General features: G+C 62.5%; 11 protein-coding genes and 4 pseudogenes. 4 read left to right on the top strand and 11 right to left on the bottom strand.

The window, feature by feature from the left end:
- The first annotated feature begins 692 nt into the window (after window positions 1-692).
- A complete protein-coding gene (locus GEV05_20510; GenBank protein ID MPZ45727.1) occupies window positions 693-992 on the top strand; it encodes a hypothetical protein in 300 nt (99 codons plus the stop codon).
- A 241-nt stretch (window positions 993-1,233) separates the two neighbouring features.
- Here the strand turns inward: GEV05_20510 and GEV05_20515 are convergent.
- The 8 genes and pseudogenes from GEV05_20515 to GEV05_20550 form a co-directional block, all read right to left on the bottom strand.
- Window positions 1,234-2,233, bottom strand: a pseudogene (locus tag GEV05_20515) (EamA family transporter).
- Window positions 2,230-2,664 (bottom strand): hypothetical protein, encoded by a 435-nt coding sequence (locus GEV05_20520; GenBank protein ID MPZ45728.1) that lies wholly within the window; start codon window positions 2,662-2,664, stop codon window positions 2,230-2,232. The pseudogene GEV05_20515 and the gene GEV05_20520 overlap by 4 nt, the downstream one beginning before the upstream one ends.
- A gap of 27 nt (window positions 2,665-2,691) precedes the next feature.
- A complete protein-coding gene (locus GEV05_20525) occupies window positions 2,692-3,051 on the bottom strand; it encodes a hypothetical protein (GenBank protein ID MPZ45729.1) in 360 nt (119 codons plus the stop codon).
- Between the two features lies 1 nt (window position 3,052).
- Entirely contained in the window at window positions 3,053-6,196 is a 3,144-nt protein-coding gene (locus GEV05_20530) for a CusA/CzcA family heavy metal efflux RND transporter (protein ID MPZ45730.1), read from the bottom strand.
- A pseudogene (locus GEV05_20535) lies at window positions 6,117-6,440 on the bottom strand (transposase). Before GEV05_20535 ends, GEV05_20530 begins: the two are co-directional and overlap by 80 nt.
- Window positions 6,441-6,491: 51 nt before the next feature.
- Window positions 6,492-6,791, bottom strand: a pseudogene (locus GEV05_20540) (hypothetical protein).
- Between the two features lie 43 nt (window positions 6,792-6,834).
- Window positions 6,835-7,179, bottom strand: a complete 345-nt coding sequence (gene tnpB, locus GEV05_20545; GenBank protein MPZ45731.1) for an IS66 family insertion sequence element accessory protein TnpB — start codon at window positions 7,177-7,179, stop codon at window positions 6,835-6,837.
- Window positions 7,179-7,508, bottom strand: coding sequence for a hypothetical protein (locus GEV05_20550; GenBank protein MPZ45732.1), 330 nt, complete (start codon window positions 7,506-7,508; stop codon window positions 7,179-7,181). Before GEV05_20550 ends, tnpB begins: the two co-directional genes overlap by 1 nt.
- 1,019 nt (window positions 7,509-8,527) lie before the next feature.
- Here GEV05_20550 and GEV05_20555 point away from each other — a divergent pair.
- The gene (locus GEV05_20555; GenBank protein MPZ45733.1) at window positions 8,528-9,745 is read left to right on the top strand and encodes an IS21 family transposase; all 1,218 of its coding nucleotides are present in this window, start codon (window positions 8,528-8,530) and stop codon (window positions 9,743-9,745) included.
- Between the two features lie 36 nt (window positions 9,746-9,781).
- On the opposite strand, the pseudogene GEV05_20560 reads toward GEV05_20555, so the two are convergent.
- From GEV05_20560 to GEV05_20570, 3 genes and pseudogenes are all read right to left on the bottom strand, one after another.
- Window positions 9,782-9,874: pseudogene (locus GEV05_20560) on the bottom strand (PEP-CTERM sorting domain-containing protein).
- A complete protein-coding gene (locus tag GEV05_20565; GenBank protein ID MPZ45734.1) occupies window positions 9,875-10,423 on the bottom strand; it encodes a hypothetical protein in 549 nt (182 codons plus the stop codon).
- 439 nt (window positions 10,424-10,862) lie between these two features.
- Window positions 10,863-11,813 carry a LysR family transcriptional regulator gene (locus GEV05_20570; protein MPZ45735.1) on the bottom strand — a complete coding sequence of 317 codons (951 nt, stop codon included), beginning with the start codon at window positions 11,811-11,813 and terminating at the stop codon, window positions 10,863-10,865.
- Between the two features lie 105 nt (window positions 11,814-11,918).
- Here GEV05_20570 and GEV05_20575 point away from each other — a divergent pair, with 105 nt between their 5' ends.
- A complete protein-coding gene (locus GEV05_20575; protein MPZ45736.1) occupies window positions 11,919-12,314 on the top strand; it encodes a RidA family protein in 396 nt (131 codons plus the stop codon).
- A gap of 1 nt (window position 12,315) precedes the next feature.
- Window positions 12,316-13,482: an NADH:flavin oxidoreductase gene (locus GEV05_20580; protein ID MPZ45737.1), complete on the top strand. Its 1,167-nt coding sequence runs from the start codon at window positions 12,316-12,318 to the stop codon at window positions 13,480-13,482.
- Window positions 13,483-13,539: the final 57 nt, after the last annotated feature.

Below are 13,539 nucleotides of genomic sequence, written 5' to 3' on the forward strand. Positions count from 1 at the left end.
CCGCCGCTTCAATCTCGCCTCCATCTTGGCTCGCCTGGTGCGCGCCGCTTGCCTCACCTCGCCTCGGCCCGCCGCGCTCATTCGGCTGGCTGAAGAATGTCGCTAATCAGGTTATTTTTTGACGGCACGGGCACCATGAAACCCATTGAGCATGAGATCGAGGTGCGCGACCAAGAACTCTGCGGGCGCTTGCTCGACATTGTCCGCGAGATGGCTCGGCGGTTTCCGACCGGGCGCTGACATTTGCACCCGCCTGCGTGTGGCGTGGAAAGAGCGATCCCAGAAGAATGGTAGGAAAAGAATCTCGGAGTCCCACGACTTCTTCGGATGGTTCTTCCGAGTCAAGGGAGGGGTCTTGCGGACACGTCCGAGAGCGTTTCATGTGTGAGAACGCGCGCTGTTTCTCAGCGAGCAGTCGCTCCAGAGTCTCCGCGTAGTCCCGCAGACCGTAGAACGCATGCTGACCGCACGATGGTGATCATCGAGAACGTTGCGCAGCCGGCTGAAGCGCCACCGACTGTTCTTCATTACTCGCGCAAAGAGTTGATGCAACCGCTCAGGCTATAGCTCAGCAGATCTCGAGACGCAGAAGGTGCTAGCAGTACCTCAACACGCAGGCTCAGGCCGAGCGGTTCCGGCAGGCACTGGCCGCGCCCGATCCCGAAGGGCTGCACCCGAAAGCGGTAAAGGCTATGCACGACGGATTGCGCAGCCAGCTCGATGACTTGGAGGCTGAGCTTGCCGAGTACGATGCTTTGCGCCAGGGCCAGGTGTTTACGCTGGAGGCCGAGTCCATCATTGGTATCGGCGAGGCGCTAATCAAGGCGCGCATCGTGCGCAATCTCACGCAGAAGGAACTTGCCGAACGGCTGTCGCTGGCCGAACAGCAAATACAACGCTACGAGGCCACAGTACCGCGGCGTGGCAGCCGAGCGTTTGCAGCAGGTAGCCGATGCGCTCAAGCTGAGCGTGCGCGAAGTGTTCACGCTTGAACGGGTTTAAGGCGACTTGCCGCCCTCATTCAAGGCCGACTGACGCAGCGATAGCGTGACTCAACGATCGCGCAAGCGAGTAACGCACGCTCCAGCGAGCATCAGCGCAGTACGCCAGCATACGCTTGGCTATGCCCCAGTTTGCGAGCTAATTTCTTGGGGCAGATTTGGGGCCATTTCATCGCCAAACCATGCCATTCCACGCCAAAAACGCGCTCCAGCGTAGAGCAGCGTAGGCGCACTAAGCCCCTATAAATAGAGGAACAACGCTTATTCCATGTGGATGAGCCTCATTCATCGCAACACAATGGGTGTGTTGGTGATGCGCGTGGTGCTCGTGCTCGTGTTCGTGCTCCATTGCTTCATGATGATGCTCGTGAAGATGCCGCTCGATGAGATGAAGCCACCCACCCACGCCCATCAATAGCGCGGCGACCACCAGCGAGGCCCTGATGGGTTCGCCCAGGAATGTCACCGCGATTACGGCTCCGACGAACGGTGCAATCGAAAAGTACGCGCCAGTGCGCGCCGTACCTAGATGTCTGAGCGCAATGACGAAGAGAACGAGACTTATGCCGTAGCTCAGGAGCCCAAGCACCCCACCGGACAGCATCGCGAGAGCCCGGGAATGGCTGCGCCGGAGGCGAATGCGATCACGATGTTGGTAATACCGGCCGCAAGCCCCTTCGCCATTGCCACGAATGTGGCGTCGGCGAGAGAGACGTTGCGAATCAGATTGTTGTCCACGGCCCAGGCAAGGCACGCACCCGATGATCGCAATGCATGACCAGAGCGAACCCGAATCAACACCCGGAGAGCCGCCCGGTTGCCAGGTAAGCATGACCGCTCCCACGACGATGCTTGCCATGCCGAGAGCAATCCGGCGATCGAAGTTCTCGTGAAATGCGAACCATGTGAGGAGCGCCGTCAGGACGCCTTCGGCGTTGAGGAGGAGAGAAGCAGTGGCGGCATCGGTGTGGGCGAGGCCCCACATCAGGCATACCGCCGAAAAAGACGGCTCCGACGAGCCAGCCGACATCATGGCGAGGGAGACGGACGGTTGGTGTGCTACGAGCCCAGCGCCAGATTGCCAGGCCAATCCCCGAGCCTAGGTACAGGATGCCGGCGAGTAGCCACGGGCTCACCGCATCCAGCAACAGCTTGGCGAGTGGCGTTCCGGCTCCGAACAGAACGGCAGCGGCCAAGGCCGCCGAGACTCCCGGGTGGCGTAGTAGAGTCATGGCGGAGCGCTCGGATAGAGCACGCTCGGCTTCTTGAATCGAATGCCTACTTGAGGTTGAAGGTCAGTCGCAACTCCTTCTGCCCCGGACGCATCACGTTCACCGCGACTCGCACGCCGACACCGTTTCTTGAAGCTTCCCTTTGCCGCCAGCGTGTACTCGCCGGCGGGCGCGAGCTTGACCGTGGTCCGGTCGTTGCCTGCGTAAACGGTCGCTTCGGCGCTTGCGTCACGCATCGGGACCGGCTTGCCGTGGTCCAATGCGTACAGGGTCAGAGCATCCGGCTTCACGACCAGCTCGTATGTCACTTTCCCAACTTCACGCGCAACGCCACCGTAACGGGGTCCGTGCGAGTGGCCGTGTTCTGCAGCGAACAACGGCTCGGATATGAGTGCTGCGACCAGAATGAATGCGGCTGATGGACGGAACATGGGTTCTCCTTGACGCGGTGGATCAGATTATTCGAAGCGGACTGCGAAGGATTTTCCGGTCGGTTCCATGCAGGTGCCCGAGGGTTTCCCGGCGTAGGGCCACTCGAGATGGCAGCCCAAATGGGTACCATCCTCGGCGGAGAGCCGTGCGTCGGCGATCCATCCCAGGTGCCGCCGGTGGCGACCATGGATGCGATGTGAACGCGTCGTCTCGAAATCACCGGCAATAAGTCTTGCGTAGGTGACGGACAGTTTCTCCGGGCCGTAGATGTCGTGATGCAGCTGCCCTGAATTGGCATCGCTCGGCACGAGCGTATATGCATGCGGCGCGCACGCGTCGAGCAGTGAGGCGCCACCAAAGATAAATACCAATCTCCAGAGCGTCATATCAGGACTCCCTCGGTTGGCTCAGAGCATTTGTCTGTTGCCGATTCCGCGAGGAATTCTGGGCGACAAGTGTGCGCACGGCGCCGAAGCGCAAGTAAAGCGCGGGAACGACGACCATGTTGAGCAACGTCGAGCTGGCTAAGCCGAAGAGAATCACGATGGCCATCGGCGCCTGGATTTCGCTTCCTGGCTCGCCGGCGGCCAGCGCCAGCGGCACGAGTGCAAACCCAGCGGCAAGCGCGGTCATGAGAATGGGCACGAGTCGCTCCTCGGCGCCCCGGGTGACCGCAAGAACCGGGTCGCGAATCCCTTCGTGCTCCAACAGGTAGTGGATGTGCGCGATCATCATGACGCCGTTTCGGGTCGCAATACCGAAGAGGGTGATGAAGCCGATGATGGAGGCTACGGACAGAATGCCGCCTGCGGCGAATACACCCATTACGCCGCCGATCATGGCCAGTGGCAAATTGAGCATCACCAGTAAGGCATCGCGTCCGGTGCCAAACGCGACGAAAAGCAACAGGAAGATTCCCACGGTGACGACGCCGCCCAGGATGAACAGCGTACGTGTGGCATCCTCAGCGCTTTCGAACTGGCCGCCGTACTCCACGTGGTAGCCGGTTGGAAATTTCACTTCGTCCGACACCTTGCTGCGAATCTCATCGACCACGCTTGCCAAGTCGCGGCCCGCGACGTTCGCCATGACGACCATCTTGCGCTGCACGTTCTCGCGGCTGATGTAATAGGGCGCGCGGTCGTTGCGAATGTCGGCTAGGGCGGAGAGAGGAACCCGGCCACCGGCAGGCGTCGTCACGAGCGTCGCGCGAATCGTATCGATATTGCTGCGCACGGCCGGATCGAAGCGAACGGCGAGATCGAAGCTTGCCTGACCTTGTTGAATGCGGCTGACGGGCAAGCCGGCGAACGCCGCTTGGATCGCTTCCGACACGTGCCGCACGCTCAGTCCATGACGCGCGAGGGCTTCGCGGTTGAAGCGCATCGTCAGAAACGGGATGTCGCTTTGCTGCTCATCGGACACGTCGACCGCACCCGGGACCGTTTGCACGAGCGCTTTGATTCTCTCCGTTAAGCGGCGCATCTCGTTCAAATCCGAACCGAAGATCTTCACGGCGATGTTCGATCGCGTGCCAGACAGCATGTGGTCGATCCGGTGCGAGATGGGTTGGCCGACGATGACCTGCGTTCCCGGAACGCTCGCCAGATCCGCGCGTAACGCCGCGAGAAACGCTTCCTTGCTCCGCTCGGCCATAGCGAGCGTCACTTCCATCTCCGACGCAAATACGTCCATCGCATGCGGGTCGCCTTCTGCCCGGCCAGTCCGTCGCGCGGTGGCGACCACTTCCGGATGGGAGAGCAGAATCTGCTCGACCATCTTTCCGATGCGGTCGGATTCCACCAGCGCAGTGCCCGGCACGGTCGAAGTACTCACCGTCAAGGTGCCTTCGTTGAAATCGGGCAGGAACGCGCGGCCGGCCTGGGTCAGCGCGAACAGCGAGACCACGAGAGCGAGCGCCCCAATCGCGGCGATCGCCTTCCAGTGCAGAACGGCTTTGTGCAGCATCCGACGATATCCGCTGTTGAGGGCGTGGATGAACCGCGGCTCGACGTTTCTCTGCACGGTCTTCGAACTAGGCAGAAAGAGCGCGGACAGAACGGGTGTCACCGTAATCGCACCGATCAGTGAGGCCGCCAGCGATATGACATAGGCGAAGCCGAGCGGCGCCATGAGACGTCCCTCGACGCCGGACAGAAAAAACAGGGGTAGGAACACCAGCATGATGATGAGCGTGGCGAACACGATCGAGCCCTGAATCTCCTTCGTCGCCTCGTACACCACGTGCACCGGGGATAGCTGCTCCTCGGCCGGTTTCGCCCGGTTCAGTCGCAGCCGGCGCACGATGTTTTCCACGACGATGATGGCATCGTCGACCAGCGCGCCCAGGGCGATAGCCATGCCGCCGAGGGTCATCGTATTGATGGTGGCGCCGAGCGCTTTCATGGCGAGGATCGCAGCCACCAGCGACAGCGGGATGGCCAACAGTGTGATCGCCGTCGCGCGGATAGAGAGCAGGAACGCGAAGACGATCGCGATGACGAGGATCGCACCATCGCGCAATGCTTCCAGCAGGTTGTCGATCGAGACGGTGATGAAGTCCGCTTGCCGGAAGATATGACGCTCGATCCGCATGCCTTCGGGCAGCCCGGCCTGAATCTCGTCCAGCGTTCGATCCAGTCGCTCGGTGAGCTCGAGCGTGTTGGCGCCCGGCTGCTTCTGGATGCCGATGATCACAGCGGGCTTTGCGTTGTGTGATCCGACGCCGCGTTTGGGAGCAGCACCAATTCCTACATCGGCTACCTGGCGCACGAGAACTGGCTGACCTGCGCGCAGCGCAATGGCAGTATTGGCGATGTCCTCGAGCGAGCTGAGGCGGCCATGGCCCTGGATCAAGTACTCCTGTCCGGATGCGACGTAGAAGCCCGCCGAAGTATTCTGGTTCGAATCGCGTAGCGCCTGCGTGACTTCATCCAACGTCAGGTTGTATGCGGCGAGGCGGTCGGGCTTGACGGTAACCTGGAACTGCTGCGTTTCGCCTCCGATCGGCAGCACTTCGGCTACGCCCGGCACGGCCAGGATGCGGCGTCTGAGCACTTGCTCGGCGACATTCTTCAACGCCATCCCGGAGTGCCGCTCCGAGTGCAGCGCAATGAACAGGATTTCGCCCATGATCGAGGCGGCGGGTGTCATTGTCGGGGCTGGAATGTCGGCCGGTAGTGCGGCGCGGGCGATCTGCAACCGCTCGGCGACGACTTGCCGAGCCAGGTAAGAATCCGTGCCCCATTCGAATTCGACGGTGACGACCGAAAGACCGATCTTGGTCGCCGATCGGACCCGGCGAACGCCCGGTGCACCGTTCAATGCTGCCTCGATCGGCAAGGTGACGAGGCTCTCCACGTCGGTTGGCGCCATGCCGTGCGCCTCGGCGACGACGGTAACGGTTGGCGCAGTGAGGTCCGGAAAAACGTCTACCGGAGTCCGCGTGGCCTGCCAGCGCCGGGCGCAATACTGCGAGCAGTTCTCCACTGGCGAGCTTGTATTCGCACAGTGTGGAGCGGTGCAGATCAACCCCGTGCCGGCTCCAGGCCCGCTCCTGACGGTGTAAGGGCATGTGATCGACGAAGGTCGACACCAGGATCTGCGCCAACAGGCTTGCCCCGGCGTTGCTCTTCGGCAGCGGCGAGGGCTGCGCCTGCGCGCTGCGGATCGTGGATTGGCCCTCTTTGCGGCAGACGTACTTCGCGCGGACGTGCTCGATGACCTTCAACTGGGCCGGCGTGTATTCCAGGGTCTCGCAGACGTCCTCACCGATGCGCTGACACGCATCGAACTGCGCCTTCTCGGTCTCGCTCAGGTCGTAGTCGACGCGCTCCCGGGGCAGATCCTTCGGTAACGCGGGTCGTCCACGCCGTGCCCGCTTGTACTTCACCTCGATCTGATCGAGCGGCGGCACCGGGAGCTCGAGGACTTCGGCAAACAGCTGCGCCTGGCCGGGGAGCTTCTCGCTACTTGCGCCGAAGTGCAGGCGGCGCAGGCTGTGCAGTTGCTGATGTAGGGAACCGAGGATCGCGCTGTACTGGGCGTGGAGTGTCTCGATCACCCCGAGCAGCGCATCGACATCGCGGGGGAGCTGCTGGATGTCGAACGAGGCGAGCGCGTGCATGCCCCGTTCAACGCAATCCTCACGACGCGGTTGACATCGCGTGCTATGACAGGCGCGTTGCACGCACGATCGGCAAGCGGCGCACCCGGCTCAGATCGATGCCCTCCAGGTACGCCATCAGCTCGGCCGCGGACAGCACCCCACGGGCGACCTCCTCCGGCCGCGGAAACCGCCCGCGCTCCAGGCGCTTGTACGCGAGCCAGAAGCCATGCCGATCCCACCACAACAGCTTCACCTTGTCGCGGCGCTTACCGAGGAATACGAACACCTGTCCGCCGAAGGCGTCGGCCGCGAACAGCGGCTGCACGAGCTGCGACAGACCATCGATGGATTTGCGCATGTCCACCGGCTCCACGCACACGTAAGCCCGGACGCCTGCACCGAACATCAACGCACCCGAGCAATCAGACGATCCACCGCCGCACGCGCCGCCTCACCCTCGAAGCGCATCCGCGTGCCGGAGCGAAGCTCCACCTCGATCGCGCTCACCGCCTCCGTCGCCGACATGACCGGTAGCGGCACAAACAGCGCCTGCCCCGATGTCGCGCCCGATCGGCTCAGCCGCGCACGCCACCACTGGAAGGTCGATATCGCGATCGACTGCCTCGCGCAGAACTCTCGCTGCGTCTTGCCCGAGCGCTTCCATTGCTCGATGCGTCGAGCCCACAGCGTGCGCTTCGTCTCATCGCCGGATAAAGCTCCGTCAGCTTGCTTCATCGTCCGTCTCCTCGTCTGAAAGGAGCGCGGACCCTGCCATGTCACCAGTCGCTACGGAAGTACGTGGTTGTGGGGACGCTTACGGAAAGCCAGCCCAACGGAGTACGTTCACGATCGATTCGACTCGCTTGGTTCGCTTCGAATACGCACCCGGGCTTGGTTACGGGCTCAGGGCTCCCGCGGGCAGGAATGGCGCGATGATCTCTATTTTCGACGCCGACAGCACGGATGAAATCCAAAAGATGGAAGACTTGATCCGTTCTCTCTCGGCGGCTTGCGCGCCTAACTCATAGCGCAATTCGTGCGGCATGGAGTGGTCCTCTTGGTCATGCCCCCGAAGATACTTGGCTCACGCACTCACGGTGTTCCTGGTTGCCGCCGCTGTAGTTGCGTGTTGCGGGCAGCTACATGTCCGCACTCGCCGGCTGGCCGCGCAGAGCGACGTACGATCCTTGGGCTGCTCGCCTAATGGTACCACCGCGAAATCGATAGTCTTCATCATCGGCGCAGCCGGTGTCATGGTCTCCGCGCTCGCTGAGGGGCTGACTGCTCAAGCGAAATGCCTGCTTCTGCCGTGAGTGCCTGCTTACCACGCTGGGCAGCTTTGCGGAGCGCTGTGCGCTCCCGCGCATTTCTTTGCCGCGTTCACCGGCTCACTCAGCGTTTTGCGCGAGTGTGTTTCGTCGACTGCCTCGCTTCCTGAAGCGTCGACCGAACCCGTCCGGGTTTGCCTCGATGCGTGATGATGGACGTCCTGCGGAGCAATTTGCGTATTCCGCTGCCCAGGCTGCGTATTCCAGGCCATTTCGATCGCTGATTCCACGGCAAATCGATCGCTGATTCCACGCCATTGCGATCACCGATTCCAGGGCAAATCGATCAGTGATTCCACGGCAATTCGATCACTGACTGCGTAAGCAGTCGGAGCGAACGATTGCCGGCGTGGCGGCGCGGGATAACCCGCTACCATCCGGCCCCTTTTCCAGGGGGGACGGTCGGTGGCAAGAGAACGGTTATCCATGCGCAAGATCATCGAGGCACTACGACTGCGGTTCGAGCTTAAGCGCTCGCACCGCGAGATCGCCCGAAGTATCGGCACGGCCTCGAGCACGGTGGCGGAGTACCTGCGCCGCTTTGCCGATGCGGGACTGGGCTGGCCACTGCCGCAGAGCCTCGGGGAGGCGCAGCTCGAGGCGAGGCTGTTTCCGCCCCCGCCCGCGGTATCGGCTGGCCAGCGCGCCGAGCCCGATTGGGCGTACCTGCACGGGGAGATGCGTCGGCCCGGCGTGACCCTCATGCTGCTGTGGCAGGAGTATCGGGCCAACCACCCGCAGGGCTTCGCCTACAGCTGGTTCTGCGAGCACTACCGAGCGTGGGTAGGGCGGCTCGATCTGGTCATGCGCCAGGAGCACCGCGCCGGTGAGAAGCTGTTCGTGGACTACGCCGGACCCACCGTGCCGGTGATCGACCGCGACACGGGCGAAGTGCGCCCCGCGTCGATCTTCATCGGCGTGCTTGGGGCGTCGAACTACACCTACGCCGAGGCCACCTGGAGCCAGGAGCTGCCCGACTGGATCGGCGCGCACGTGCGCCTGTTCGCGTTCATCGGTGGCGTGGTCGAGATCCTCGTGCCCGACAACCTGCGCAGCGGCGTGACCCACGCGCACCGCTACGAGCCGCAGATCAATGCGACCTACGCCGAGCTTGTCCGCCACTACGGCGTGGCAGTGATCCCCGCGCGCGCCGCACGTCCGCGCGACAAAGCCAAGGTCGAGGCCGGCGTGCTGCTGGTGGAGCGCTGGATCCTCGCACGCCTGAGGAACCGGCAGTTCTTCAGTCTGAGCGCGCTCAACGCCGCGATCGCCGAATTGCTCCACGAACTCAACGCACGGCCCTTCAAGAAGCTGCCCGGCTCGCGTGCCAGCGCCTTCGCCGAGATCGACCACCCAGCGCTCAAGCCCCTGCCCGCGCAGCCCTACGAGTTCGCCGAGTGGAAGAAGGTGCGTGTACACATCGACTACCACATCGAATTCGACCTGCATTACTACTCCGTGCACCACGCCCTGGTAGGCAAGCAGCTCGATGCGCGCGCCACGGCCACCACGGTGGAGTTGTTCCACCGCGGCGTGCGCGTGGCAAGCCACGTACGCTCGCGGCATGCGCGCAAGTTCACGACCCGCACTGAGCACATGCCTGCGTCTCATCGTGAATACGCCAAGTGGACACCGCTTCCCTGAATACTTGGATGCGACCCCGTAACACTTTACTTTCTTCTTCTCCCGGATGCCGTACGCGACCATGCCTAGTCCGGCGAGCATCAACGCATATGTTGACGGCTCAGGCACAGCGGCAACGTAGAACCTGATTCAATATTCTGACCGTTGATGACTTCGGTCCTCCTGACCTGCCCGAACGAACGACTGCTGGTCGAAAAGAAGTCGCCGGTTGCAATCGTTACGCTGAACGAGCCTTGCATACCGAGGAGACGCGACTGATCGAAGTTGGTCGATTTGCCGCCTCCAATCGCCGTCCATCGCCATCAGTGCCCTGCGCACCGTATCCTCGGCGACGATCCCACTCATCCCCAGCAACCCCGCACTGACGCCGTCAGCGCGCAATGCCGCAATGTGCGCGTAGCGCCAATGTCCCGAGAGTACCGACAAGAACAGCGTCCCCAGCACGTCGGCGACCTTCGATCCATTCGGACTCGTGTAGCACAGCGGGCAACTCTCAACCCAGCGACGGTACAGTCCCGTGAGATTCAGAAACTCCGCGAAGTACGCCATCTGGCCGAACGGGGTCGCCGCCTCGCCTTGGTTCCAGCGCACTTGAACCTGACCGCCGAGTGCGTCGACCCCCAGCGCCGTCAGTGCCTCGTGCACCGCAGCAGCACCGCGCTTCTTCGCCTCACCCATTGGGTGTCTCCCCCAAACAGTGTTTCACCCTGCATACTCACAAGCTTACGCGGTGACGATATCGTCTACTGCGGCTTCTAGGTTGACTCATTGCCGCCACTGCATTGCGGCCGAAGAGCAATTCACTGGCGCGAACGCCACATGCCACCGATTACCGCCGCTCCTACGACAATGAATTTCCGTCGGCGTGGTCCCGCTTAACGAAGCGCAGAAAATCGTAGATTCGGCGGAGTTTGGCGCGCCAGCGTGGATGAAACTGATAACTACGTTTCCGCTGGAGCACTATGATCCTGCATCCGCTCGGGACTGTTCAGCGAGCCACCACCAGAACGGCTTTTCATAGTTCCAGACATTGGTGACCAGCGCTTTACCTGGAACAGGGTTCAGATAGCCCATTTCATGGCGTCGAGGGCGCGCCGCCTTGGGAGGGGTCGTTCAATCACAACGCCGCGCCTTGGGGTCCGGAACGCTCCGAAGTACCAGAAAGAGGATTCGACAGTCGTGGGATCGACCTCACTTCCGACCGGAGCCACTCGGCGGCTGCGCTCACGCGTGTACTCGGCGGACGATCACCGCTCATAACTAGATGATAGGTATGGCCCGCCACGGTCGGACCGAAGGGCTGCGCCAGTTGACCGGCAGCGATCTCGTCTCGGACCAGGGCGAGGCTCAGGAGCGCGATTCCCTGTCCCGCCACCGCCGCCTGGATCGCGTGGGCCTCGTCTGAATAACGGAGTTCGGCCACAGGCGACATCCACTCCAGTCCAGCCGCAGCAAACCAGCTCTCCCAGGTCGGGTTGAGCGGATGAGCTCGCTTCCACTGGAAGTGGATGAAAGGCACCGCGGCCAGATCCGCGGGAGCGAGCACGCCAAGCTTAGGGTTGACGACCGGCGCGAAGTCATCGGCGAACATCACCTCCGCCTCTAGACCCGGATATGGTCCGCGTCCGTAGCGGACGGCGATGTCGACATGGTTGCCGGTGAGATCGACCGCTTCGTCGGACGCCAAGAGCTGCAGATCGATGTCCGGGTGGAGGCTTTGGAAGCCGGCCACCCTCGGGAGCAGCCACTTCGCGGTGAAGGCAGTGGTGGCCGAAATGGTCACCGGCGCCTTCCTCCTCCTTACCTGCGTGAGACGTTCGAGCACGGCCTCGAACGCGTCAAAGCCTTCGCGCAGCACCGGATAGAGGTGCGCTCCAGCCTCCGTGAGCGTCACCTTGCGAACGCGCCTGTCGAAGAGGTTCAGGCGGGTGTGCTCTTCGAGTGAGCGAATCTGATGGCTGATCGCGGTGGGAGTAACCGCGAGTTCGCTGGCTGCTCGCTTGAAGCTGCCGTGCCTCGCAGCCGCCTCGAAGGCGCGGAGGGCTGAAAGGGGAGGAAGTTGCCGCATTTTTCCATGGCTGAATTTGGATCATCTGATAGCTGATGAATAGGCGTTTGTCAATACGATCACCATGAGACAGAATCACCCATGCCCCATTCAGGAGGAAGAGCAATGTTGGAACGTGTGATCACCGAGCCTGACAATTACGCGCCCTTCCTGCTCTCGCAGGGCATCAAGTTCGCTGACCTCCTCTTCATCTCCGGCCAAGCTGGGGCGGGCGAGGACGGCAAGATCGTGGACGGCGGCTTTCGAAGCCAGGGCGAGCAGGCATTCGCCAATCTTCGCCGAGTGCTGGAGGCAGGCGGATCGAGCCTGAACGACATCATCAAGGTGACGATCTTCGTTACGGACATGGGCAACTTTCAAGAGGTCGTGGAGCTCCGCCGCAAGTTCTTCACCGAGCCTTATCCGGCGGACACGATCGCCGAGATCAAGGCTTTGTACGACCCCGCCGCCCTCATCGAGATCGAGGCGATTGCGGCCGTTCGTCCCACCGAGAGCCGGTGAAATGGCGGGAGAGCCCGAAAGACCGCAGCTGAGGTGGGACAGAGGGCGGCTCTTCGCTCCGCTCGACGTGGGAGGCCTGACACTATCGAATCGGCTTGCGGTCGCTCCGATGACCCGCGTGAGCGCCGAGGCCGACGGATGCGCGACGCGCCGGATGGCAGAGTATTACCGGGCGTTCGCCCAAGGCGGATTCGGGCTCGTGATCACCGAGGGCGTCTATACCGACAAGGCCTATTCGCAAGGCTACCTCTTCCAGCCGGGCCTGTCCGGCGACGTGCAGCGGGAGGCGTGGCGGCCGACTGTTGATGGCGTCCACGCGTGCGACGGCCGCATCATCACACAGCTCATGCACGCCGGCGCGCTGTCGCAAGGCAACGCGCACCGGACAGGCACACGAGGTCCGTCGGCCGTGCGTCCAAAGGGCGAGCAGATGGGCTTCTACCGCGGGAGCGGCGCCTATCCCGTGCCGGTGGCGATGACATCGTCCGAGATATCTGAGGCCATTGAAGGCTTTGCGCAGGCGGCCCGTCGGGCGGTGGAGGCAGGCTTCGATGGCGTCGAGATACATGGCGCGAACGGCTATCTCCTCGACCAGTTCCTGACGGAGGGCATTAATCGCCGCGATGACCGTTACGGCGGCGATCTCGCGCGTCGATTGCGTCTGACGGTCGAAGTGGCGGAGGCGGTTCGGGCCGCCGTGGGCAGCAGCTTCGTGGTCGGCGTCCGCATATCCCAAGGCAAGGTCAACGACTTCGTGCACAAGTGGCGCGGCGAAGAGAACGAGGCCGAAGTCATCTTCAGGACGTTGGGCGCACTTCCGGTCGATTATCTTCACACCACGGAATTCGAGGCTTGGCGGCCTGCCTTTGACACCGGCCCCACCTTGGCTGCGCTGGCAAAGCGGCACGCCAGAATCCCTGTGCTTGCCAATGGCTCGCTGCATGATCCCCGGAAAGCAGTTGGCGTTCTTGAGCGTGATGAAGCGGACTTCATCTCATTGGGGCGTGGGGCACTAACCCACCCGGACTGGCCGCGCCGAGTCCAAGACGGCGCTGCGCTCGAGGAGTTCGATCCAGCTCTCCTTACCCCGATCGCTGATCTCGCAAGCGCGGATCGGCATCGTCGGAATGCGCACCTCCATCGGTCGGGGAGCTCGCGCGCTTGCTGAAACCCCGGCGCACGGCCGTGGCCGGCGCTGGCATATCTATGCTGTACCCGTGCAACT

The organism is Betaproteobacteria bacterium (genome assembly GCA_009377585.1).
Classification (GTDB): domain Bacteria; phylum Pseudomonadota; class Gammaproteobacteria; order Burkholderiales; family WYBJ01; genus WYBJ01.